This is a genomic window from Micromonospora sp. H33 (assembly GCF_052068455.1).
In the GTDB taxonomy this organism is placed as follows: domain Bacteria; phylum Actinomycetota; class Actinomycetes; order Mycobacteriales; family Micromonosporaceae; genus Micromonospora.
In genome coordinates, this window is sequence record NZ_JBQHDE010000002.1 from 748698 (window position 1) to 771804 (window position 23107).

At 74.4% G+C, this 23107-nt stretch carries 16 protein-coding genes, 1 tRNA gene and 1 pseudogene; 9 read left to right on the plus strand and 9 right to left on the minus strand.

The annotated features are described in order from the left end of the window. Nucleotides 1-66: 66 nt before the first annotated feature. The gene (locus ACTMS0_RS09005; protein ID WP_441154633.1) at nucleotides 67-954 is read left to right on the plus strand and encodes a phosphatase PAP2 family protein; all 888 of its coding nucleotides are present in this window, start codon (nucleotides 67-69) and stop codon (nucleotides 952-954) included. A gap of 16 nt (nucleotides 955-970) precedes the next feature. On the opposite strand, the gene ACTMS0_RS09010 is transcribed toward ACTMS0_RS09005, so the two are convergent. Beyond that, on the minus strand, nucleotides 971-1423 hold the full coding sequence (locus ACTMS0_RS09010; protein ID WP_441154634.1) for a YbhB/YbcL family Raf kinase inhibitor-like protein: 453 nt from the start codon (nucleotides 1421-1423) through the stop codon (nucleotides 971-973). Nucleotides 1424-1551: 128 nt separating this feature from the next. Between ACTMS0_RS09010 and ACTMS0_RS09015 the strand changes: the two genes are divergently transcribed. Next, nucleotides 1552-2220 (plus strand): maleylpyruvate isomerase N-terminal domain-containing protein, encoded by a 669-nt coding sequence (locus tag ACTMS0_RS09015; protein WP_441154635.1) that lies wholly within the window; start codon nucleotides 1552-1554, stop codon nucleotides 2218-2220. Nucleotides 2221-2267: 47 nt separating this feature from the next. On the opposite strand, the gene ACTMS0_RS09020 is transcribed toward ACTMS0_RS09015, so the two are convergent. Together ACTMS0_RS09020 and ACTMS0_RS09025 are read right to left on the minus strand one after the other, a co-directional pair. Then, entirely contained in the window at nucleotides 2268-3149 is an 882-nt protein-coding gene (locus tag ACTMS0_RS09020) for a DUF1028 domain-containing protein (RefSeq protein ID WP_441154636.1), read from the minus strand. A 33-nt stretch (nucleotides 3150-3182) separates the two neighbouring features. Then, nucleotides 3183-4394: a low temperature requirement protein A gene (locus ACTMS0_RS09025; RefSeq protein ID WP_441154637.1), complete on the minus strand. Its 1212-nt coding sequence runs from the start codon at nucleotides 4392-4394 to the stop codon at nucleotides 3183-3185. Nucleotides 4395-4543: 149 nt separating this feature from the next. Between ACTMS0_RS09025 and ACTMS0_RS09030 the strand changes: the two genes are divergently transcribed. From ACTMS0_RS09030 to ACTMS0_RS09045, 4 genes are all read left to right on the plus strand, one after another. Beyond that, complete coding sequence (locus ACTMS0_RS09030) at nucleotides 4544-5518, plus strand: LLM class F420-dependent oxidoreductase (RefSeq protein WP_441154705.1); 975 nt, start codon at nucleotides 4544-4546, stop codon at nucleotides 5516-5518. Beyond that, nucleotides 5515-6306, plus strand: a complete 792-nt coding sequence (locus tag ACTMS0_RS09035; RefSeq protein ID WP_441154638.1) for an SDR family oxidoreductase — start codon at nucleotides 5515-5517, stop codon at nucleotides 6304-6306. Before ACTMS0_RS09030 ends, ACTMS0_RS09035 begins: the two co-directional genes overlap by 4 nt. Before the next feature lie 68 nt (nucleotides 6307-6374). Next, on the plus strand, nucleotides 6375-7004 hold the full coding sequence (locus ACTMS0_RS09040; RefSeq protein ID WP_441154639.1) for a M23 family metallopeptidase: 630 nt from the start codon (nucleotides 6375-6377) through the stop codon (nucleotides 7002-7004). Between the two features lie 4 nt (nucleotides 7005-7008). Next, complete coding sequence (locus ACTMS0_RS09045; protein ID WP_441154640.1) at nucleotides 7009-7434, plus strand: nucleotidyltransferase domain-containing protein; 426 nt, start codon at nucleotides 7009-7011, stop codon at nucleotides 7432-7434. Between the two features lie 84 nt (nucleotides 7435-7518). Here the strand turns inward: ACTMS0_RS09045 and ACTMS0_RS09050 are convergent, their stop codons facing one another. The 5 genes and pseudogenes from ACTMS0_RS09050 to ACTMS0_RS09070 all read right to left on the minus strand — a co-directional run. Next, nucleotides 7519-9948: a transglutaminaseTgpA domain-containing protein gene (locus ACTMS0_RS09050; RefSeq protein WP_441154641.1), complete on the minus strand. Its 2430-nt coding sequence runs from the start codon at nucleotides 9946-9948 to the stop codon at nucleotides 7519-7521. Further along, complete coding sequence (locus tag ACTMS0_RS09055; protein WP_441154642.1) at nucleotides 9924-11066, minus strand: DUF58 domain-containing protein; 1143 nt, start codon at nucleotides 11064-11066, stop codon at nucleotides 9924-9926. Before ACTMS0_RS09055 ends, ACTMS0_RS09050 begins: the two co-directional genes overlap by 25 nt. Before the next feature lie 12 nt (nucleotides 11067-11078). Next, on the minus strand, nucleotides 11079-12074 hold the full coding sequence (locus ACTMS0_RS09060; protein ID WP_441154643.1) for an AAA family ATPase: 996 nt from the start codon (nucleotides 12072-12074) through the stop codon (nucleotides 11079-11081). A 28-nt stretch (nucleotides 12075-12102) separates the two neighbouring features. Next, nucleotides 12103-14712, minus strand: coding sequence for a fibronectin type III domain-containing protein (locus ACTMS0_RS09065; RefSeq protein ID WP_441154644.1), 2610 nt, complete (start codon nucleotides 14710-14712; stop codon nucleotides 12103-12105). A 2111-nt stretch (nucleotides 14713-16823) separates the two neighbouring features. Beyond that, nucleotides 16824-17271, minus strand: a pseudogene (locus tag ACTMS0_RS09070) (tetratricopeptide repeat protein); the annotation flags it as partial. A 189-nt stretch (nucleotides 17272-17460) separates the two neighbouring features. On the opposite strand from ACTMS0_RS09070, the gene ACTMS0_RS09075 reads away from it, so the two are divergent. Then, nucleotides 17461-17544: transfer RNA gene (locus ACTMS0_RS09075), tRNA-Leu, on the plus strand. Nucleotides 17545-18159: 615 nt separating this feature from the next. On the opposite strand, the gene ACTMS0_RS09080 is transcribed toward ACTMS0_RS09075, so the two are convergent. After that, nucleotides 18160-18297: a hypothetical protein gene (locus ACTMS0_RS09080; RefSeq protein WP_441154645.1), complete on the minus strand. Its 138-nt coding sequence runs from the start codon at nucleotides 18295-18297 to the stop codon at nucleotides 18160-18162. 499 nt (nucleotides 18298-18796) lie between these two features. Between ACTMS0_RS09080 and ACTMS0_RS09085 the strand changes: the two genes are divergently transcribed. Both ACTMS0_RS09085 and ACTMS0_RS09090 read left to right on the plus strand, forming a co-directional pair. Then, nucleotides 18797-19246 carry a hypothetical protein gene (locus tag ACTMS0_RS09085; protein ID WP_441154646.1) on the plus strand — a complete coding sequence of 150 codons (450 nt, stop codon included), beginning with the start codon at nucleotides 18797-18799 and terminating at the stop codon, nucleotides 19244-19246. Beyond that, the gene (locus tag ACTMS0_RS09090) at nucleotides 19243-23103 is read left to right on the plus strand and encodes a tetratricopeptide repeat protein (RefSeq protein ID WP_441154647.1); all 3861 of its coding nucleotides are present in this window, start codon (nucleotides 19243-19245) and stop codon (nucleotides 23101-23103) included. Before ACTMS0_RS09085 ends, ACTMS0_RS09090 begins: the two co-directional genes overlap by 4 nt. Nucleotides 23104-23107: the final 4 nt, after the last annotated feature.

The following is a 23107-nucleotide window of genomic DNA, read 5'->3' on the forward strand; positions in this document are numbered from 1 at the left end:
GCCCCAAACCTAACCGGGGAAGGGCGGCGGGCCACCCGGGCGGCGGCTGTGATGTGCCGTTAAGTTGTGCGGGTGCGTACGACGGCGAGGGGTTGGACAGCGGTCTGGTTGGTTGTGCTCCTGCTCGTGCAGGCGGTCGCCTTCCTCGCCGTCTGGCGCGTGGCCGTGCACACCGAACTGGGCCAGTGGCTCGACACCGTCGCGCTGACCGGCAGCCGGATCGGCCAGGACCGCATCGACGGACCGGTCGACCGGATCCTCAACGCCATGTCGGTGGTGTCGCTGGTGGCGGCCACCGCCGTGATCGGCTTCATCGCCTTGATCCGGGGGCGGATCGCGCTGGCCGTCACCGCCACCCTGCTCATCGTCGGTGCCAACGCCACCACACAGGCTCTCAAGTACGGGCTCGCCCGGCCGGACTTCGGCATCGACCTGGAGCGGGTCTACGCCGGCAACAGCCTGCCGAGCGGCCACACCACCGTGGCCGCCTCGGTCGCGGTGGCGCTGGTGCTCGTCCTGCCCCCCACGATGCGGGTCGCCGGCGCGTTCATCGGAGCCGGCTACGCCGCGGCCGCCGGGGTCGCCACCCTCTCCGCCGGCTGGCACCGGCCCAGCGACGCGGTGGCGGCGTACCTGGTAGTCGGTGTGTGGGCGGCGCTAGCCGGGCTGGTGCTACTGGTGACGCAGCGGGAGCGGGCGCAGGTGGAGCCCGCCGACGCGCACCGGATTGCCGCGGCGGTGCTGGGCGTGGGCGGGCTGCTGGCGGTGCTGGCCTGCGGGCTCGCCCTGTCCTCGCTGGTCGACCTGCGCGGCACGCCGCCGGCCGAGCTGGCCCGCCGGCCGCTCTTCGTCGGGTACGCGGGCAGCGCCGCCGGCATCGCCGGCACCATGGGCATGGTGATGGCGCTGGTGCTCGCCGTGGTGCACCGGCTGGTGCCCCGCCACCAGGGCTGACCGCACATCCGAGCGATCAGCGGTTGTAGGTACCGACCATGGTGCCGCTGGCGATCTCCCGGTCGGTCAGCGCCCGGTACACGTCGGGCACCTGCGGGGCGTCCGGCAGCTCCAACGGCCGCTCCAACGCGTAGAGGCGGAAGAAGTACCGGTGCGGCTTGTCGCCGCGCGGCGGTTGCGGCCCCTCCCACCCGGTCGTGCCGAAGCCGTTGGGCCACTCCCGGCCACCCATGGGCACGCCCGCCTCGGGTACCCCGGTCGAGTTCGCGGAGATCCCGGTGACCAACCAGTGCAGGAACGGCGTGCGCCCGGCGTCCGGGTCCTCTACGAGGAGGACCAGCTCGCTCGCGGAGTCCGGCACCTGCCCCCACTCCAGGGGTGGTGAGACATTGTCGCCGTCGCGGGAGAACCGATCCGGCAGCTGGTCCTGGTCGTTGAACGCGGTGCTGCGCATCATGATCCCGGCCATCCCTGGGCTCCTTCCGTTCCTGGTTTGGTTGCGCGTACCCGTACGGCGAGGGGTGAAACTGCCGTGGGAGCCCGGCCCGACGGCGGTGTGGGAAGGTACGGCGACACGAGTGGACGGGGGGAGGGCCGATGCGGAGCGTGCGGACGGCGTTCCGGGACGAGTGCACGCGGCTGGGCGAGGTGCTGCGTGACCTCGACGAGGCGGACCTCGACCGCCCCACTGACTGCAACCCCTGGACGGTGCGGGAGTTGCTGGCGCACGTGCGTACCGGCGCCGGGCGCCTCGTCGACATGCTGGCCGCGCCGGCTCCTGACCGGGTCGAGGTGGACGCGGCCCGCTACTACGCCGCCGCGAAGTTCGCCCCGGCGGTGGACGCCGCCCGCATCGACAGCGGCCGAGGGGAGGCCCGGGAACTCGACGGCCCGGCGCTGGTGGCGGACTTCGACCGGGCCTGGCGGGCCGCCCTCGACGCGGTCGACGCCGCCCCGTCGGGTCGCGTGGTGCGCACCCGGCACGGCGACGCGATGGCGCTCGCCGAGTTCCTGCGTACGCGCGTGGTGGAGGTCGGAGTGCACGGCCTGGACCTGGCCGCGGCGCTCGACCGGCCGCCGTGGCTGACCCCGACGGCGGCGGCGGTCGTCGCCGACCTGCTCACCGGCGGCCGTCCGGTGCCGCCGGCCCTCGGGTGGAACCGGCTCACCCTGATCCGCAAGGCCACCAGCCGGTCGGCCCTCACCGCCGCGGAGCGCGCCGCCATCGAGGTCGCCGACTTCCGCTGGCTCTCCTTCGCACCCTGAGCGCCGCGCCGTCGGCGGACCGTGCGGCCCGTCGGATCGCGCCGGCGTCAGGAGGCGGGCAGGGCCTCGCTGGCGGGTCGGGGCGCCGGGACGTGCGGGGCCGCCTTGCGGAGGTGGTCCAGGACGACCGGGTCGATGCGGCCCGGCACCAGCCGCTCCTCCAGGTTCTCCAGACCCGCCCAGGAGAACAGCGCGTTCTCCGGCGCGGCCGGGTCGGCGGGGTGCCCGAGGGCGGTGAGTAGGGCGGCGACTTCGGTGGCGACCGCGCCGGTGAGGTCGAGCAGGGTCGCCGGGTCGGGCCGGCTGAACAGCAGCGTGTGCACGGCGAGCAGCCGGCCCAGCTCGGCTACCGGGTCGGGATGGTCGTCGACCCGCAGGTCCACCAGGACGTCGCCGGTGCCGCCGTACCCGCCGCCGCGCTCGACCACCAGCAGCGCGGCGCTCTGCCGCCCTCGTCGGTCGCCGCCGGCCTGGTCACCGGCGCGCAGGGCGGCGACGAGCCGGTCCGGGAACGCCAGGGCCGATCCGCCGAGCCAGCCGTCGCGCACCGCGTCGATCACGTGGGGGCCGGCGAGGATGTTGCCTTGCGCGGCCCACCCGTCCCCGGCCTGACCGCCCGCCCACGGATGGCATGCCGGGCCGGTCCAGGTGGCGCCCGTGCCGGTCGCGGCCACCACGCCGAGCTGCCGGTGGTCGCGCTCGGGGTCGGCGGCGACCAGCCCGGCGACCACGTCGGCGGCGGCGACCCCGGTACGCAGCAGCGCCAGGCCCTGCGGGCGGTAGGCCAGGTTCACGTGGGCCTGGGTGGCGAGGGCACCGACCTCGGCTTCGGCGGCCGGGACGAGCGCGCCCGCGGCGAGGAACTTGCTGGCCACGACGACGCCGTGCAGCCGGCCGTCGTCGGAGCGGGCGACGAGCGAGAAGGTCACGCCCCGGAGGGTAGCGCCGCGTAGCCCGGATCGTCAGAACGGCGGGGCCGCGGCCTCCGGCGGCCGACCCCACGCGCGCCGGGCATCGTCGATGGCGACCCCCGCCAGCACCACGACGACCGTGACCAACGACCACAGCAGCGGGTGGTGCAGCAGCAGCGGCGCGCTGGCCAGGAGGGCCAGGGCGCCGATCCACCGGGACGGGGAAACCCGGCCGAACACCTCGTACTCGAAGCGGGCACGTCCGATCAGGAAGAGCGCCGGTCCGCCCAGCGCCATGACGACCCAGGCGTGCTCCGGCTGCTGGAGCGGGTGTCTGATGGCCAGTTCGTAGCCGACCGCCAGGGCGGTCAGCCCGACGATCATCACCAGGTGGGTGTCGGCGGCGGACCGGCCGATGGTGGCCGGGTGCCGGGCCTTGGCGACGGCCTCGCCGAGGATCTGCCCGGCGCGCTGCACGTAGATCCGCCAGAGCAGGATGGTGGCGGCCAGCGCCGCCGCGAACGCGGCGATCTGGCCCGCGCCGTACGGGCCGGGGTCGAAGGCGAAGCCGGCCACCAGGATCGTCTCGCCGAGTGCGATGAGGAAGAACTGCTGGTACCGCTCGGCCAGGTGCTCACCGGCGATGTCCCACTTCGAGATCGTCGAGCGGCCCAGTCCCGGCACCGGCCAGCCGAATCGGGCGGCGAGGTACTCCAGGGCCAGCGCGGTCGCCCAGAGCACCACGCGAGGATTCGTCGGCAGCAGTGCCCCGACGATCCAGAGGATCCCGGTCGAGGTGAAGGTGAGCAGCATCCGCACCTTCAGCCCGCGGTACGGATGTTCGCCGAGCGCGATCAGCAGGATCAGCGGCCGGGACACCTGGGCCACCACGTACGCGACCGCGAACGCCATTCCGGTCTCGCGGAACGCCCGGCTGAGCGCCACCCCCATCACCATGCTGGCCACCAGGGCGATCATCACGATCAACTGGACCCAGGCGTGGTGGGGGTCGTACCGGCTGGTGGTCCACGCGGTGCCCTGCCACACCGCCCAGAGCGCGAAGAGCACCAGCAGCGTCTTCCCCCCGCCGGTCACCACCGTCCAGCCCTCGACGCCACCCGGCTCCAGGGCCAGGTCCTCGAACGCGCGCGCCGAGATGCGAGTCAGCGCGAACACGAACACCAGGTCGAAGAAGAGCTCCAGGAAGGTCGCGCGCCCGGTTGCCTCGGTGGCGGGCTCGAGGCGCCGGGCGCGCTGCGCCATGGTCAGCAGGTCTCGCCGTCGAACGTGCCCACCAGGCAGTCCTAGCACCCGCGCCGGTACCGCCGACCGATAACCGGGAAACCCCGTACCCGATCTTGCCCCTGGACACCGTGGGCGGACATCATCGACCGGTGACGACGCGATGGGGCATGACGGTGCCGCTGGGCGGGATCCCGCTCGCCGACCACGCCGCGGTCTACCGCGCTCTCGACGAGGCCGGCTTCACCGACGCCTGGTCCTCCGAGGTCGCCGGGGCCGACGCGTTCACCCCGCTGGCGCTCGCCGCCGCGTGGGCACCACGCCTGCGGCTGGGCACCGCGATCACCCCGGTCTTCACGCGCGGGCCGGGCCTGCTGGCGATGAGCGCCGCCGCGCTCGCCGAGACCGCGCCCGGCCGGTTCTCCCTCGGCATCGGGGCCTCGTCGCCGGTGATCGTGCGGAACTGGAACGCGGTCGAGTTCACCGAGCCGTTCCGGCGCACGCGGGACGTGCTCCGCTTCCTCCGGGCGGCTCTCGCGGGCGAGACGGTCGACGGGGCGTACGACACGTTCACCGTCCGGCGGTTCACCCTCGAACGGCCGCCGGCCGTACCGCCGCCGCTGCTGCTCGCCGCCCTGCGCCCCGGCATGCTGCGGCTCGCCGCCGCCGAGGCCGACGGCGTGATCCTCAACTGGCTCGCCGCCGGTGACGTCCCGCAGGCCGTCGCCGCGCTCGACGACCGCCGCCCCGGCTTCGAGGTGGTCACCCGGATCTTCGTCTGCCCGACCGAGGACGCCGCGCACGCCCGCGCGCTGGGCCGCCGGCTCATCACCAGCTACCTCACCGTGCCCGCGTACGCCGAGTTCCACCGGTGGCTGGGCCGGGAGAAGGTGTTCGCGCCGATGTGGAAGGCCTGGGCGGCCGGCGACCGGCGCGGCGCCGCTGCGGCCGTGCCGGATGAGGTGGTCGACGCGCTCGTGCTGCACGGGGCACCGGAGACGTGCCGCGCCGAGGTGCTCCGGTACGCCGACGCCGGCGTCGACGTGCCCGTCCTGGCGCTGCTGCCCACACCCGAACTGACGGCCGGGGGAGCGGCGGCGCTCGGTGAGCTGATCACCCGGCTGGGCGGGGGTGCGTCGCGGTGAACCTGACCGACCGGGTCGTGGTGGTCACCGGCGGCGCCGGGGGCATCGGGTCGGCGCTGGCCCGGCGGTTCGCCGCCGAGGGCGCCGCTGCCATCGTGGTGGCCGACCTGAACGCCGACGCGGCCCGCGCGGTCGCCGAGGCCGTCGGGCCGGTCGCGCACCCCGTAGGCCTCGACGTCACCGACGAGGAGCAGGTGCGCGCGCTGGTCGCCGACACCGAGCAGCGGTACGGGCGCATCGACCTGTTCTGCGCCAACGCCGGCGTGGCGACCGGCGGGGGCGTGGACGCCCCGGACGCCGACTGGGACCGGGCGTGGCGGGTCAACATGCTGTCCCACGTCTACACCGCCCGTGCGGTGCTGCCGGCGATGCTCGCCCGGGGCGGCGGGCACCTGCTCATGACCTGCTCGGCGGCGGGCGTGCTGACCGCAGTCGGCGACGCCCCGTACACGGCGACCAAGCACGCGGCGGTCGGCTTCGCCGAGTGGCTCGCCATCACCTACCGGGACCGGGGCATCCGGGTCAGCGCGCTCTGCCCGCAGGGCGTCGACACCCCGATGCTGTCGGAGGGGCTGGCCGCCGGTCACCTGGGCGCGAAGGTGATCGCCGCTTCCGGCGCCGTGCTCACCCCGGACCAGGTCGCCGACTCGGTGGTGGCCGGGCTCGCCGAGGAGCGCTTCCTGATCCTGCCGCACCCGGAGGTCGCCGCGTACGCCCTCCGCCGCGCCGAGGACCCCGACGGCTGGCAGGCCGGACTGCGCAAACTGGTCCGCCGCCTCACCGCCTGACGGCTGGGTCTCCTGAGCGGCGGGCGGGGCCACCCGGCGCCTTGCCGGCGTCTGCGATGCTCGGGGCGATGACGACCGACCGCCTCACCAGACGTCCGACCCTCCGCCTGGTCCTGGTGCTCACCGCGGTCGCGGCCGTCGTCGCGGTCGCGGTGATCGTCGTGCCGCTGCTGTTGCCGCCGGGCCCGCGCCCGCACTTCCAGCTCCCCGTCGGCTGCGGCGAGAGGTGGCGGCTCGGCACCTATCCCGGCCACGACGACTACGACGTCGACCTGTTCCCCACCGAGGGCGACCCGTGGGGGCGGCCGGTGCTCGCGTCCGCCGCCGGCGAGGTCACCGTGGCGGGCATCAACGGGTCGCTGGGTGGTCGTACCCCGGGCAACCCGACCGGGCCGCGCGGGCGTGGCGGTGGGTACTGGGTGAAGATCGACCACGGTGGCCGGTGGGAGACGCAGTACCTGCACCTGCTCGAACCGCCGCTGGTCGAGGTCGGCCAGCGCGTCGCCCAGGGCGAGCAGATCGGGAGGGTCGGCAGCACCGGCAACTCCGGCGCGCCGCACCTGCACTACGAGCAGCGGCGGGGCTGGGCGAAGGTCGAGACCTGGTTCGACGGCGCACCGTCCGGCATCACCACCGACGACCGGGAGTACTCCGTCACGCTGACCAGCAACAACTGCGTCGGTGGGGGAGGTGTGTAAACACATGGTGACGGAGGAGCGGTCCCGGGAGGCGCAGTCGGTGGTCGACCTGGTGACCGGGTGGGCGGCCGAACGCGGGGACGTCCGCGGTGTGGTGGTCGTCGGCTCCTGGGCGCGCGGGGCCGCGCGGATGGACTCCGACCTCGACCTCGTGGTCCTCACCGACAATCCGCGGTACGCGGACGCGGACCTCTGGACCGGTCTGCTCGGCGGCCAGGTGACCCGGCTCGCCGAGTGGGGGCCGCCGCTCAAGGAGATCCGCGTGCGGCGGCCGTCCGGGTTCGAGGTGGAGATGGGTGTCGTCCCGGTGAGCTGGGCGCACACCGAGCCCGTCGACGCCGGCACCCGCCGCGTCATCGGCGACGGGCACCGGGTCGTGCACGACCCGGCCGGCCTCCTGGCGGCGCTGTCGGCCGCGTGCGCCTCATGATCGGATGACGATCAGCCGGTCGTCACGCGGCGTGAGCACCGGCCCACCATCATCCGAGTACGACGGCATCGTCCGCTGCCGGCGTCACGTCGGCCGACCGGAACGCCGGGCCCGGAACAGGGGACCGGGATGGACGGACCAGAGGAGGCGGCGCCACCAGGGGCGGGCGGCGCGGAGCGCCGCGACGTACGCCTGAGCGCCGGTCACGGCCCGGGCCGACTGCTCCTCGGCGACCGTGCCGGGTGCGAACGCCGCCTGGTTGAGCAGTCCCGCCAACTCCCGGACACCCGCCTGCGCCGGTGCACCCCCGGGTTCCCGGTCCGCAGTGGACGGTGCGGATCGGGCGGTCTCGGCGTCGGTGAGGATCTCGCGGGCCCGGGCGGCGACCTCGGTGGCCGCCAGGTCGCCGGAGACCGGATGGCCGGCGAGACGCAGCGCGTCGGTCACCTCCCGCCAGGCGCCGGCGACGCGCTCGCCGGGGTCACCCCGGTGCAACCGGTTCCGGCTGAGCGAGCGGCGCAGCCACAGCAGGGTCAGCAGCAGCGCCGCCACCAGGAGCAGGGTGCCGCCGGCGCCGCCGCCTGCCAGCGCCGCCGTGGACGGGCCGCCGGTGTGGGCCGGCGGGCCCGGCGCCGCCACCGCCTCCGGCAAGAGCGTCTGCTCGGGGGTGGGCTGCGGCGCCTCCGACGGCGGCGGCTCCTCCGGCGGCGGCCGGAAGTCCTCCTCCACCGGACGGGGCTCGGTGTCCGGCCGGGGAAGCGGGTCGAACGGCACCCAACCGAGCCCGTCGAAGAGCACCTCCGGCCAGGCGTACGCGTCACCGGCCCGCACCGGGCCGGTGCCGGGCGACTGGAAGCCGACCACCACCCGGGTGGGCAGGCCGGCGAGGCGGCCCAGCACCGCGAACGCCGCCGCGAACTGCTCCGACGTGCCGCGCTGCCCGCCCGCGTTGCGGGGCCCGAACAGGAAGAAGGCCAGGTTCGGGTACGCGTGTCCGCTCGGCGCGTCCGCGACGAGGCGGTAGTGCTCGGCGAGGAACTGCTCGACGGCGGCGGCGCGCGCGTACGGTGCCCCGTTGGACTCGGCGAGTTGGGCGGCGAGACGGCGCAGCGGGTCGGGCACCCCGTCGGCGACCCGCAGCGCCCGGGCCACGTCGTCGCCGGCCGGGACGTTCGCGGTGGCCAGCAGGTTGGCGTCCGGCCGCTCCCGGGCGGAGGTCACCGTGTACCGCAGCCCGGGTGTCAGCCCCTCCGGGCGGATCAGCGTCCCGGTGGCCGGGTCGTACGCCACCCGTGCCCCGGTGACCTCGCGGGGGGTGGCGACGGCGGGCAGCAGCCGCCCGGTCAGGTCGGCGACGGTGATGTCCTGCCGTAACGTCTCGACGGTGCTGCCGGTGGCGGGGGCCGTGGCGGGCAGGATCCGGCCGGCGTTGCGGTAGTTCGCCCCGACCCGCCAGGTGACCCCGTCGTAGTCGCTCAGCACCGCCAGCCGGATCCGCACGTCGTCGAGGCCTGCACCGGCGGCCGGCTCGGCACCGGCGGCGGTCGCGTCCGCGCCGGGGGTCGGCCGCGTCGTCACGTCCAGCAGCTTCTGGTCCGGGTTCAGCGCCCAGCCGGAGATGCGGATCAGCGGGTTCTCGTCGAGGGTGTCCACCCGGGGCGGCTCCACGTACCGGCGGGGGTCCACCGGGCGGCCCCCGACCTGCCCGGCGAGCGCCGGACCGACTAGCGCGGCCAGTGCGAGCACCACCGCGACTCCGGCCGCGGACGCCCCGGCGAGCCGGGCCCGCACCGCCGCCCGCACCGCGGGCGGCAGACCCGTCGCCGGGTCGTCGGCGGCCGTCCCGGCTCTTCCCGGAACGGCGAGCCCCAGCACGGCCACGGCCACGAACGCCAGCGTCGGTCGCACCGCCGGGTCGGCGTTCGGGCCGACCACGTAGAGCGCGCCGGCGTAGAGCAGCGCCGGCGGCAGGTACCCGAGCAGCACCCGGCCCGCCCGCAGCGCCACCTCCGTGGCGGCGAGGCCGGTCAGCCAGGCGGCGACGACCGGAACCAGCACCGTGTCCGGAGTGGGCTCGACCGGGATCATCGCGGTCAGCAGCCGGGGGATGCCGTTGCGGGCGGCGTCGGCGGCCACCTCGACCAGTGGCCCGGGCAGGTCGGCGCGGCTCGCGGCCAGGCGCAGCGACCACAGTGCCCACGCCGCCAGGCCGAGCACCGACAGCGGCGCCACCAGCCACGACGGCAGCCGCCGGCACGCCACACCGACCAGCACGGACCCGGCCGCCGCCCCCGCGACCAGTCCGGTGATCAGCCCGTCGGCGTACACCCGCCCCAGCGCCACCCCGGCCAGCGCGACCATCCCGACCAGCGCCACCGCCACCGCCACGTCGGTAAGGAAGGGCCCCCGGTTAACGCCTCGCGTTGTAGAAGGGTCCCTTGCCAACACCTCCTGAGCGGCCTCGGCGGGCGCCGTGTCGCCGGGCGCGCTCACCATCGCCGCACCCGGTCCCACTCGGCGGCGAAGGCGGCACCGTCCGCGGCGTCGATCACCACGAGTTCGGTCGCGTGCGCCGGCTGCGCGGCCCCGAACACCCCGACCACCACCGACGGGTACGCGCCCCGCAGCGCGCCGATCCGCCCGAGCGAGTCCTGCCCGCCGGGGCCGGTGAGGACGACGAGCGTGTCGCCGGCCCGGTCCCGCCGCAGCCGGCTCAGCGTCGCATCGAGGGTGTCCTCGCCGAGCTGCGCCGCCGCGAGCCGGTCCAGCGGAGCCGCGCCGGGCTGCGCCGTGCCGGCCGGTTCCGGTGCGGCCAGCAGCAGCACCACCGGCAGGTCGGCGCGGACAGCGGCGGTGACCACCGACGCCGCCGCCTCGCACGCCGACTCGAACGACTCCGCCACCCCGTCCACCCGATCGGGGTGGGCCGTCGCCCGGTTGTCCAGCAGCACCACCAGGCGGGGCAGGCTGGTGTCGACGTTCTCCCGGACCATCAGCTCGCCCACCCGCGCGCTGGTCCGCCAGTGCACCCGGCGCAGCTCGTCGCCGACCACGTACTCCCGCAGCGAGTCGAACGTGATCGAGCCGTGCGGCACGGCGTCCACCCGGCCGTCCAGGCTGCGGCCGGCGCCGGTCGGCACCGCGGTCAGCGGGTGGATCCGCGGGTGCACCCACACCGGGACCGTCCCGCCGTACGGGCGCGACAGCGCCACCAGCCCCAGCGGATCCCGCCGGGTCACCCGCAGCGGCCCGACCGGTACGACACCCCGGCGCGCGGTCGGCACGTCGTACCGGACCGTGGTGTCCCGCCCGGGACGCAGCCGCAGCAGCGGCACCGGCACGGCCGCCCCGCCGCACCGGTCCTCGGCCACCAGGCTCGCCGCCCGCAGCCGCCCGGTGTTCCGCACGGTCAGCGTCATCGCGGCCGGCTCACCCCGGGCCACCCGGTCCGGCTCGGCGTGGCGCGCCACCTCCAGCCGGGGCCGCCACGCCGCGACGACCAGCGCGTACCCGACCGCGGTCGAGGCCGCCGCGCCGAGCAGCGCCAGTTCCGGGTACGCGAACCGGAAGCCGACCGCCAGCAACACGACGGCGGCGACGAGCAGCCCGACACCTCGGGCGGTGATCCCCACGGCAGCGTCCGGTCAGCTCCGCGCCGGGGCCGGCTGCCCCGAGGGGAGCGGCACCGGCACCGAGGCGACCGCCTGGCGCAGCACCTCCGCCGCGGTCACCCCGCGCACCTGCGCGTCCGGGGTGAGCAGCAGCCGGTGCGCGAACACCGGCTCGGCGAGGGTCTTCAGGTCTTCCGGCATGATCCAGCCCCGCCCGTCGATGAGCGCGTACGCGCACGCCGCCCGGGTCAGCGCGATGACTCCCCGGGGGCTCACCCCGACGCGGACCTGCGGGTGGTTGCGGGTCGCGGCCGCGAGCTTGACCGCGTACGCGTACAGCGGCTCGGCGATGTGCACCCGCCGGGCCATCCGCACCATCTCCCCGACGGCGGCGGTGTCGGTCACCGGCGTCAGCGCCTCGGGGGAGCGGACCGTCGCCCCGCGCAGCACCTCCACCTCGACCGCCTCGTCCGGGTACCCGACCGAGAGCTTCACCAGGAAGCGGTCCAGCTGGGCCTCGGGGAGCCGGTACGTGCCGTCCATCTCCACCGGGTTCTGCGTGGCCACCACCAGGAACGGCTGCGGTACCGGATGGCGGACGCCGTCCACGGTGACCGTGTGCTCCTCCATCACCTCCAGCAGCGCCGACTGGGTCTTCGGCGAGGCCCGGTTGATCTCGTCGGCGATGACGATGTTGGCGAACACCGGCCCCGGGTGGAACTCGAAGCCCCGCGTCGCCTGGTTGAAGATGGTCACCCCGGACACGTCGGAGGGCAGCAGGTCCGGCGTGAACTGGATCCGCCGCCACTCACCCTTCACGGTGGCCGCCACGGCCCGCGCCAGGGTGGTCTTGCCGACCCCCGGCACGTCCTCCAGGAGCACGTGCCCCTGCGCGAACAGGGCGGTCAGGGCCAGCCGCACCACCTGGGGCTTGCCCAGCACGACCGCGTTGACGTTCTCGGCCAGCCGGGCGGCGAGCGCGGCGAAGCCCTGCACCTCCGGCTGGGTGAGCGGCTCGGGGGGATTCACGGGGTGGTGCTCCTTGCCTGGCGTCCGGTCAGCAGGTGGGCAGGACGCCGATGTCGTCGCCGCCGTCGAGGTTCAGCCAGGCCCAGGGGATGTAGTTGCGTCCCTTGTAGTCGACCTGCACCCACCAGGTGCTGCGCTTGTGGTCGTTGTAGATGTACGCGTACACCTCTTCGCCCTGCTTCCTGCAGAACGCCTTGAGCCGCGTCCCCGGCCGCGCCCACCCGACCTGCCGCTTGTTGTCCTGACGGGGGACGGAGAAGACCTCGTTACCGTTGCGGCCGTCGACGTCCGCGTCGCAGTACGTCGCCTCCGCCCCTGAGTCGCCGTTGCGGCAGGTCGCCATGCCGTACAGGGCGGCGGTCGCCTGGGCGCGCGTGGCGGTGCCCTTGCCGGCCGCGTTGCTCGCGGTCACCGTGAACGTGTACGCCGTGCCCGGCGTCAACCCGGACATGGTGATCCGGGAGCACGGGCCGGTCTTCGCCGGCTCGCCGCCCGTGCTGAGCGCGCAGGTCGCCTGACCGCCGCCGGCGTCCACGGTGAACGTCACCGTCGCCGCGGTGGCGGTCGCCGACGAGCCGGTCACCGTCACCCGCGGTTCGGCCACCGTCCGGGCGGTGGTGGTGGCCTCCGGACCGGGGCCGGCCTCGTTGACCGCCTTGACGGTCACCGTCACGTTCTGCCCGTTGCCCAGGCCGCTCACCGTCGTGCGGGTGTCGGTCACCTCGCTGCGCCGGCCACCCACGTCGACCAGGTACCCCGTCACCGGCCGTCCGTTCGCCTCGGCCGGCGCCCACTGCACCGCGACCGTGCCGGGCTGGTCGGGCACCGTGGTCGCCCGCAGGTCCACCGGCCGCCCGGGCGCCGCGTACGGCACGACCGTGTTGCTCACCGGGGAGGCCGCCGACCCGGCGCCCTTGTCGTTCACCGCGACGACCGTGAACGCGTACTGCGTGCCGTACTCCAGCTCGCCGGCCGGCACCACCAGCTCGGTCTTCGTCGACTCGCCGGCGGGGGCGTTGGTGCCGGCCGAGGTGGCGGTCACCGCGTACCGGGCGATCCTGTTGCCCTGCCCGTTCGCCGCCGGCCAGCGCACCACCACCGTGCCGTCCGGCCGTGCCTCGGCGGTGGCACTCGCCGGCGGGTCCGGCACCGCCGCCGTCGGCGTCACCGGGTTGCTGCTGCGGGCCGGGCCGTCGCCCTTGGCGTTGACCGCGAACACCGAGAACCGGTACGTCTCGCCGTTGGTCAGGCCCTTGATCTCCGCCGCGCGCTGGTTGGCGCCCACCTCGACACGCTGGCCGCCACCGGTCACCACGTACCTGGTGATCTCGGCGCCGTTGGCGGCGGCGGCCCGCCAGCTCACCCGGGCCTGGGCGTTGCCGGCGGCGGCGGTGACCGTGCGGGGCGGCCCCGGCTTGCCCACCGTCGGCTTCTTCGGCGGGGGCGGCGGCGGGGGAGCCGGCGGTGGGTCCCCACCGAGCACGTCGTTGGCGTACTTGTCGACCTCGCGCATCTGGTGCCGGTCGTCCACCACCCGCGCGGTCGAGGAGTCGGGGGCGTTGATGAAGAGGTGGTTCTCCCGGACCTCCAGCTCCAGCGGACCCGTCGGCCGGCCCTTCACGGAGCCGACCAGCTGGCCGGCTCCGTCGAACGCGTACACGGTGCCGGTCGCCTCGTCGGCGCAGTAGATCCGCCCGGCCCATGACACGGCCGGACCGAGGCCGGCCCCGCTGCCCGGCACGGTGAAGCTGCGCACCACGCCGTCGGTGACGACGTGCACGCGCCGCTCGGCCGGCACCGTGACCGGCACCGCCGGCCCGCTGGTGCGGGCAGGTAGCGCGGCCGGCGCGGACGTCGCCAGCGGTGTCCTCGTCACGTCGCCCCGGCGCACCAGGACCAGCACACCCGCCGTCCGGTCGAGCACCGCCACCCCGTCGTCCAGGGCGGACACCACCAGCTCGTGGCTCGGCTCGGCCACCTCGTACGTCTCGACGCGCTTCGGACTGAGACCCGCGCCGGCGGGCGCGGCGGAGGCCGGCGCGGACGGCAGGGGCGCGGCGGTCACCGCCGAGACGGTGCCCTCGCTCGGCACGGCGATCCACAACCGACCCTCGCCGTCGAACGACCCGCCGGTGATGCCCGGCGGGTAGCGGACCGGCTCGCCGACCGGGGCCAGCGAGCGCGGGTCGAGCTGGCGGACGACGCCCTGCACCGCGTCCACCACGAACGCCGCGTCCTCGTGGAGCGCGACGTTCACACCGAGACCGGGGGTAGTGCGCGAGGTGGCGGTGATCTGGAGGGTCGCCAGGTCCAGTGAGCTGACCTGGCCCGTGGTCAGGTCCCGCAGGACCAGCAGCCGATCGGTCTGGGTGACCTGCATCGGGTGCCGCCGCGCGCCGGGAACCTCCACCCGGGTGTCCACCCGCGCGGTCACCCCGTTGACCCGGGCCAGCTCGCTGCGCGCGCTGCTCCACAGCCAGGAACTCGCGTCGTAGCTGGCCACCGCGTTGTCGGCGGCGCCGACGCCGAGCACGGTCAGCCCCAGCGCGGCCAGCAGGGCCGCCACCGTGGCGACGGTGACCAGCCCACCCCGGAACCGGCGGGGCGGGGCGTTCACGGCGTCGTCGACGGTGGCCACAACCGGCTGCCTCCCCGTGTCGTTTGAGCAGGTGACGGGCCGGAAAACGGCGACCCTCCCCTGAAGCCGGGTGCCATCATATGGGCCTAGCCGTGGCCAGGGGAACCCGTACCGTCCCTCTGTGGACACACAGCGTGTGCGACCCGCCCGTCACCCCGCCCGGTCCGTGCAGACCTGCCCAGAGGTGGCGAACGTGTCCGTCGAGTACACGGCGAGCACCGTGAAGCAGTAGTCCACCCGGGAGTTCAGCCCGTTGACCGTGTAACTCGTCTCGCCCGGGTCCACCCTGGCCAGCACGCCCAGACCCTGCCCCGCGCGACCGGCGGCCACCATGAACGGCACCGCGCCACCCGTCGGGTCGGTCCAGGTGAGAGTGATCGTGGCGGAGTCGTCCCGCAGCGCCAGGTCCGTCGGCGGCACGCCCGCCACCGCACTCGGGCTCGCGCTCGGGGTCGTGGGCGCCGGGGGAGCGGACGCCGGCGCCGCCTCGTCGCGGCCGAGCACCACCGCGCCCACCCCGGCGGCCACCACCGCCACCCCCACGGCGGCCACCACCGCGATCACCGCCGTCCGGTTCCGGCCGCGCCCCTCCGGCCCCTTAGAGGGGTACGCGGACAACCCACCGCCCGAAGAACCGCTGATCGGGTACGCGGCCGGTGCGCCGCCCGGTGTACCGGTCGTCGGGTAGGTGGCTTGCGCGCCGCCCGGTGGACTGCTCGTCGGGCTCGCGGCCGGCACGCTGCTGGCGGAGGCGGCCATCACCCAGGGCGGGACGGGCGCGGCGCTGACCGAGGGGTTGAGCGGTCCGCTGACCGCTGGTCGGGCCGGCGGCGCGCTCACCGGCGGCGCGCTGACCGGGGAGTGCGACCAGGGAGGCCCGCTGGCCTGCGATGGCGGCCCGGGCGGCCCGCTGACCGGCGACGGGGTGACCGGGGGTGCCACCCACGGCGGGCCGCTCACCGGGTGGTTCGGGCCGGGGTTGGCGTTGCCAGCGTCCTCGCCCTCGAGCAGAGGGGCCACCGCCGGCGCATGGGCACCGGGCTGAGCGCCGCCGCGCGCGATCGCGGTCTCCTCGGCGAGCAGCGGCTCGATCTGCCGCACCTGGACCGTCGGGGTGTCCCAGCGCGCTCCGGGCACCGCCGCCTCGCCGGATCGCGCGGCGGACGCGTCGGGCGGCGCCGGCGGTCCGGAGACGGGGGCCACTATGCCGTCCCGACCATCCGCCGCGTCGGCCGGAACCATGTCGCTGACCGGCCGCCCGGGCGTGGGTGGTGTGGCCGGCGGTCGCGCGGACGCGCCGAGCGCCTGGCCGTGGGCCGCCCGCCCGCCCGGGACGGGGTCGGGCACCGGCGGTCGCGGGCTCGGTTCGGAGTACGGCCGAACCGGCTGGAACGCCGACCATGGCGATCCCTGCGACGAGGACTTCGTCGGGGTGTCCGTGGCGGGCGGTGTCGCGTACACCGAGGGGTGGGTCCGGGGTGTCGCCGGGCGTGCCGGCGCGGTGGCGGGCTCCGCGACTGCCCCCGACGTGGAGGCGGGCCCGGACGGCTCGGCTGCGGATGGCGGCCGCGTGGATGGGCTGAAAGCCGGAGGGACGGCCTGCGTCGAAGCGGGCGGGCCGGATGTCGGCAGGACCACCTGCCGCGGCGTGGGCGGGACCTGGACCGGGGCGGTGGCCGGCGGCGTGGGTTGGACCTGGACCGGGGAGGCCGGCGGCGGCGTGGGCGGGACCTGGATCGAGGCGGTGGCCGGCGGCGGCGTGGGCGGGACGCCGCTCGGGGCAGTCGCCTGCTGCGCCGCGGGCCGGCGCGGCGTCGCGGCGGTCGGTCGCGGTGGAGAGGGCGGGCCGGGAACCGGAGCGGTTGGCGGCCGGGCGACCGTCGTCGCGCCGTCGTGTGGTCGCCACGAGGTGGTGAGGACCGCCAGGGACACCGTCGGCCCGGTCAGCGCGGCGAGATCCGGCACGCCCCCGGAGGAGCCCGCGCCGGTGGGAGCCGGCGAGGGGGACGGGGCGACGGGGTGCCCGACCGGTGGAGGCGCCAGCCCGGCCGACACAGGGAGGGCGGAGGGCTGGTCGGCGGTGCGGGATTCGACATTCGGCGTACCCGGTGCGGTGTCGGCCGGGGCGGGGGCGGCGTCGCCGAGGTACTCGCGCGCCGCGCGTACCGCCGGATGGTCGGCGCCGAGCACCGCGGGCCCGGCGGTGGCGACGCGGCGGTAGTTGCGGCGGGCCTCGTGGCGGTTGCCGAGCTCGTCGGCGACGGTGGCCAGCTCGAAGGAGAGCGCCAGCATCAGCGGGTCGGCGTGCGGCCAGCGGCGCTCGCCCGCCGCGAACGCCTCCTCGAGGACCCGGCGTGCGGCGGCCGGGTCGTCGGCCTCCCGGTGCAGCCGGGCCAGCAGGTGAGCGGTGCTCAGCACGTCGGGGTGGTCCGGACCGTACGGCGGCCCGGCGGACTCGACGGCCTCGCCCAGCAACCGGCGTGCGGCGGTCAGGTCACCCGCGTGGCGCAGAGCGAGGGCCCGGTGCTGGACGGCGGCCAGGGGAGAGGGATGCGACACGTCGTCATGCTGCCGGCACGATGCGCTCCGACGCTACCCGGAAGGGCCCGCTCGTCCGGTTCCGCCCACCGGCCGGGCGCCGATGTGCATGATCCACGGGGGCGGTGTACAGTAACTCCCCGTGCGGCCCGCCGGGCGGCCGACCGGTGAGAAGATCACCTCGGCCGGCGCGGTAGGCTGGACGTGCAGGTCCGGGTGGCGGAATGGCAGACGCGCTAGCTTGAGGTGCTAGTGCCCGTATAGGGCGTGGGGGTTCAAGTCCCCCCTCGGACACAATCTAGTACATGATCCACTTGGGGTCGCCTGAGCGGACACCGTGCGGGTCGTCGGCCCGTAGGTCAGGGTGAGCCCAAGTTCGCGGTGAATCAATGCCTTGTCTGCGGGGTCAGCGTCGCGGAGCGCGGCGCTGATGTTTCCCAGGGCTTCTACGATCCATCGGCTGGCGACAGTGGGATCGGCGCCGCCGTCGAGAGCGGCGCGGTAGCGGTCCAGCCGAGAGGCGCAGGTGGCGAGGTTTCCCCTGTCGCCTTGATCGCCTGTTGGTCGACGTCGTTGTGCTGCGCGTCGGCCATGGCTTGGACAGTTGCGGTGAGTCGGCTGGGCGAGAAGGCTCGGGTGAGCCATCAGTCGAGTTGTTCGAGGATGTGGTCCTCGCGGACATACATCTCGGAGCCGCCGCCGCGCTGACCGCCATCGCCCTCCCGATGTCCGGCCAAACCAGCTGACAACCGGCCGCCTTGCGCTGGGCCGCCGGAATGATTGTGTTTGATTTCTGGTGGCCCGACGAAATCCGGGCTCTGCTGCCCGAGTGCGCCAGGCTGACGGCGGTGGGCGAACAGGCAGCGATGCGTCTGAGCCGGGCCGCACCGCCCCCTGTGAGCAGCCGTGTCAGTCGCCGGACAGCACCGCTGCGGAGAGTGCCTGCGCGCACGTCATCCTGCTAAGGCGGAGCGGGTCGATGAGTCGGCCGGGGCAGCCGTCGCGATGCCGGTCGCGGGCGTCCGCGATGCGCAGTTCGACGGCCATCTGGTGGCTGCCCGCATTTGGAAGTCGTACAGCGGACAGTGGAACCAGTGGCTCCACCCACCAAACTTGACGGACATGGGGACATCTCCTTTCTCCGGAGCTCCGTCCGGGCCGGATCGCGGCTCACCGGTTCCTCCGCACCCATCCCGGGCTGCTCGGGCAACTGCCGCTGGTCTCCAAGGCCGTCGACACGTTAGAGCCGGCCATCACGAGACGGCGCAGGTCCTGGCGGGCGGTGGTCATGGAGACGGTGGTGGGAAGGGCCATCAGCGCCCGACTACCCAGACGTGAAGAGACAGGTGCTGTTCGACCCCGACAACATGACGATCCGCCAGGTGCGGTTGCGGGCGTGTTTGGACCCACGTGCTGCCCTACGGCGAGGTCACGCTCAACATGACCAACCGACTCACCCCTTGGCGGCGGACTATCCGGCCCCCGCCGAACCGTCCACCGGCAGCGCGTAGTCGTTCACCCATCGAGCAGACGAGGAGAGCAGGTCATGGTCGCAGAGTGGATCGTGTCGCTGGCGGCGAGCGGGGCGGGAGCGCTGCTCGGCGCGGCCGCCACCGACGCCTGGCAGACCGCCCGCATCGGGATCGTCGCCCTGTTCCGTCGCAGCGGTGACCGCCGCGGCGAGCTGGCCGCAGCGCAGCTCGACACAGACGCCCGCACGGTGGAGCAGGCCGACGCCGCCGACCGCGACCACGTCCGCCAGAGGCTGTTGCCAGCCTGGCAGACCCGCCTGACCGACCTGCTCGCCGAACACGCCGACGCCCCCGACGGCGAGGCCGCCCGCGAGCTGCGCGCGTTGACCGAAAAGGTCACGGCGGTGCTGCCGCCCGCGCAGCAGACCTGGGTGCGAGCGGTGAATACCGGCGCGGTCCACCAGATCGGCGACGGGTACGCCAACACCGGCGTACATATCGGCGACCTGCACCCCGGCCGATGAGCACCGACCCGCCACCGTCCCCGAGCGACCAGGCCGGGGACACCACCGCCGAGCGGACCGGCGCGATCGACCAGCACGTCGCGGCCGGCGGGGCCGGGTACGCCAACACCGGCGTGCACATCGGCGACGTCACCTTCACCACTGCGGCGCCGGTGTACCGGCTCGAGCGGTTCTCCTTTGCCCCGGTGCTGGATGCTGACCGGTTCGCCGACCAGCCGAGCAGGCTGCTGGACGCGCGCAGCCAGATCGTCCCGTTCAGCGGCCGCGAGGACGAACTCGCCGCGCTTACCGACTGGCGCGACGCTGACGTCGCTTCGTCCGCACTCCTGCTCCACGGCCCCGGCGGGCAGGGGAAGACGCGGCTGGCGGCGCGGTTCGCCGAGCTGTCGGCCGCGGCCGGGTGGGACGTGGCGCAAGCTCGCCACGGCGCCGCGCCCGAGCGGCCGGATGGGGAACCTGTCCGGACTGGATCCCGCGGGCTGCTGGTGGTGGTCGACTATGCCGACCGCTGGGCGCACCCGGAACTGGTCGACCTGATGCGTGACCCGCTGCTGGCAGGCCCCGCCGTGCGGGTGCTGCTGATCGGCCGAACCGTGCAGTGGTGGGCCGCGCTGCGTGGTGAGTTGCGGTCGGTCGGCGCCGCGGTTAAGGACTTGCTGCTGGGCGAGTTCGCCGGGAGCGTGCCGGACCGCGAGCGGGTGTTCGCCACTGCCCGCGACCGGTTCGGCGCCGTTCTCGGGGTCTGCGAGCCGATCATCGAGACCGCGCGGGGACTCGACGGCCGGGCCTACGGCCAGGTGCTGGCCCTGCACATGGCTGCCCTTGTCGCCGCGCTCACCGCGCGGTACCCCGGCAGCCCGATGCCGGACAGCGTCGAGGGCATTGCCGCATACCTGCTCGACCGCGAGCGCATGGGGTGGCGTCGCCAGTACGGGTCCCGGCTTCAGGGTGAGGAGTTCGACACCTCTCCGACCGTGATGGCCCGTGCGGTGTTCGCCGCGGTTCTCGGCGGCGCGGTCTCCTACGAACATGGCGCCGCCCGGCTCAACCGTCTCGGCTTGGCGCCGGTGGACCGGGTTCTAACTGACCACCGGTTCTGTTACCCGCCGCTGGATCGCGCTCAGGTGCTGGAGCCGCTGTATCCTGACCGGCTGGCGGAGGACTTCGTCGCCCTGCTGATGCCCGGCCACGACATCACCGGCTACGACCCGGATCCTTGGGCCACCGGTGTGCCCCGTGCCTTGCTCGGCTTGGACGAGCCGAGCGCGCCTGTTCCGACTTCGGTGGGCCGGACGGTCACGGTTCTTGCCTCGGCCGCTGACCGCTGGCCGCATGTGGGCGCGCAGCTCGGCACGCTGTTGAGAGAGCGGCCAGACGTCGCGGTCCAGGCGGGCAGCGCGGCTCTGGTCGCGCTCAGCGAGGCCACGTACGTCGACACCGACGTGTTGCGTGTTATCGAGGTGCATTTCCCGGAGGGGCGGCAGGTCGAGCTCGACGTCGGTGCAGCGGCGGTGACTGGCCGGCTGGTCCGGGAACGGGTGGACGACACGACCCGGCTGCAGGATGCCGCGTCCTGGTACTCCCGGCTCGGCGTGCGCCTGGCCTACGCCGGGCGCAAGGAGGAGGCGATCCGCGCCAACCACAAGGCCCTCGCCGCCCTGCACCGGCTCAACGAGCTTGATCCGCAGACGTACGGGATCCAGGTCGCGGTGTGCACGATGGACATCGGCGGCTACCTGTCGGATCTGGGACGGCATGACGAAGCCGTCGGTTTCACCGCCCGGGCGGTCGAGCTGCTGCGCGCGGGCGTCCTCAAGGACCAGCACGAGTGCCGTCCCCATCTGGCCTTGGCCCTGGCCAACCACGGCAATCAGTTGCAGAACATCGGGCAGCGCACCCAGGCGGTTGAGGCGGCCCGCGAATCCGTTGCGATCCACCGCGAGCTGGCCGGAACCGATCTGGCCGACCCGCCACGTTTCGCGTTCGCGCTTAACGGTCTGGGCACCCGCCTCTTGGCGGTCGGCCAGGACCAGGCCGCACTGGAGAAACTCGTCGAGAGCGTCGCCATCTACCGGGCCCTGGTGGACGCCGCGCCGCAGACGCACCTGCCGGGCATGGCGCGGGCGCTGACCAATCTCGGGACCGCGCATTACCGGCTCGGGCACAGCGCGGAGGCGCTGCGGTTGACAGAGGAAGCGGTGGCGATCCGCCGCCACCTGGTCACGCTGAACCCGAACGCGTACACCGCCGACCTGACCCTGTCACTGCTGAACTACGCAGGCCGGCTCGCCGACGTCGGCCGGGACGAGGAGGCTGTCGGCGTAGCCGACGAGGCCGTGACGCTGGCCAGGCGGCTAGTCCGGGTCAACCGCGTCGCCCATCAAGCCATATTGGCGCACGCGCTGGCGAACCACGGAGCGGTCCTTGCACGCACAAACCGGGACGACGCGGTGGCATCCCTGCGCGAGGCTGTCGCACTCTACGAGCGCCTGGTGCTCGTCGATGACGGTTATCAGTCCCTGCTGGACACGACGATGGGCAACCTCCGCGTCCTCGACGCGGCCGACCGGCCTCAGCCGCCCGCCGCAGCCGACGCCGAGGTCGTAAACATCTTCAACCAGGGCGTGCGACTGGTGAAGGCCGGCCGCACCGCCGAGGCGGAGGAGCACTACCGGCGCGCCGCCGAGGCGGGCCTGCCACAGGCGATGTACAACCTCGGTCACCTGTATCTGGAACTCGGCCGGACAACGGACGCGAAGACGTGGTGGACCCGGGCCGTCGCCGCCGGGATCGCGGCAGGTTGCCACAACCTAGGCGTGCTGCACTGGAACCAGGGAGACCGGGACACGGCGCGGTACTGGTTTGGGCGGGGCGCCAAGGCGGGCGCGACGAACGCGATGGTGTCGCTGGGCGCAGTCATGTGGGACGACGGTGACATTGGGGACGCCGAGCACTGGTTCCGCACCGCCGTGGACGCAGGCGATCCCGACGGTGACTACCGGCTGGGCCTGCTGATGGCCGAGCAGGGCCGGCACGCCGAGGCCGAGGCCAGTTTCGAGCGCGCCGCCGAGGCAGGCCACGCCGACGCCATCCGGACCCTAGCCGACCATCAGATGCGGCACAACCGGGTCGGCGATGCCCAGCGCTGGTGGCGGATCGACCAGGCCAGAAGGGAACCGGCGCAGGAACCGCCGCCCGCGCCCAGGCCGGAGCCGGACCATCCCCTGCTGGACGCCGCCCGCGAACGCGGGATCCCGGTCCTGTCCTTCCTCCCCGAGCAGAGCGTGGACCTCGCGGCCGAGCTGCTCGCTCAGCGCGTGGCGGCCCTGATCGAGGCGAACCGGCTCGAGGAGGCTGTCGAGATCTACCGGGAGGAGGCAACAATCCACGAACGCATGCTGGCCGCGAGCCGGGACGGCCGGATCCCGTCGCTCAGCCCCACCATGGTCTACAGCCTGATCCGACAGCGCGCGGTGATCCTCGCTCAGATGGTCTGCCTCGAACAGGCGCTGGACCGCACCGACGACGCCTTGGCGCACAGCGAGGAGGCCGTCACCACCCTGGGTGCGCTCGCCGCACGCACCGGCGACGTGGTGACCCATGCCAGGGCCCAACGCGTGTTCGCCGCGGTCCGCGCCGCCGCCGGCACCGACATTGAGCAGGCGACAACGGCGATCGACGAGGCGATCACAACCTTCACCCGGCTCGCCGCTTCCAAGTCGGAGGATGTACGGGACGACCTGTACAAGGCCATCATCGTGAAGGCCAACCTCCTCGACCACGCTGGCCGCCACCACGAAGCCGCCCAACTTCGCCGCCCGTTCGCAGAGGAGGCCGGCGATGACGAGTCGACCTGACAGG

Coding starts and splice junctions, on each gene's coding strand:
- ACTMS0_RS09010 (WP_441154634.1), bottom strand. CDS start 1,423: ATGGCCGGGATCATGATGCGCAGCACCGCGTTCAACGACCAGGACCAG.
- ACTMS0_RS09015 (WP_441154635.1), top strand. CDS start 1,552: ATGCGGAGCGTGCGGACGGCGTTCCGGGACGAGTGCACGCGGCTGGGC.
- ACTMS0_RS09025 (WP_441154637.1), bottom strand. CDS start 4,394: ATGGCGCAGCGCGCCCGGCGCCTCGAGCCCGCCACCGAGGCAACCGGG.
- ACTMS0_RS09030 (WP_441154705.1), top strand. CDS start 4,544: ATGACGGTGCCGCTGGGCGGGATCCCGCTCGCCGACCACGCCGCGGTC.
- ACTMS0_RS09040 (WP_441154639.1), top strand. CDS start 6,375: ATGACGACCGACCGCCTCACCAGACGTCCGACCCTCCGCCTGGTCCTG.
- ACTMS0_RS09045 (WP_441154640.1), top strand. CDS start 7,009: ATGGTGACGGAGGAGCGGTCCCGGGAGGCGCAGTCGGTGGTCGACCTG.
- ACTMS0_RS09080 (WP_441154645.1), bottom strand. CDS start 18,297: ATGGCCGTCGAACTGCGCATCGCGGACGCCCGCGACCGGCATCGCGAC.
- ACTMS0_RS09085 (WP_441154646.1), top strand. CDS start 18,797: ATGGTCGCAGAGTGGATCGTGTCGCTGGCGGCGAGCGGGGCGGGAGCG.
- ACTMS0_RS09090 (WP_441154647.1), top strand. CDS start 19,243: ATGAGCACCGACCCGCCACCGTCCCCGAGCGACCAGGCCGGGGACACC.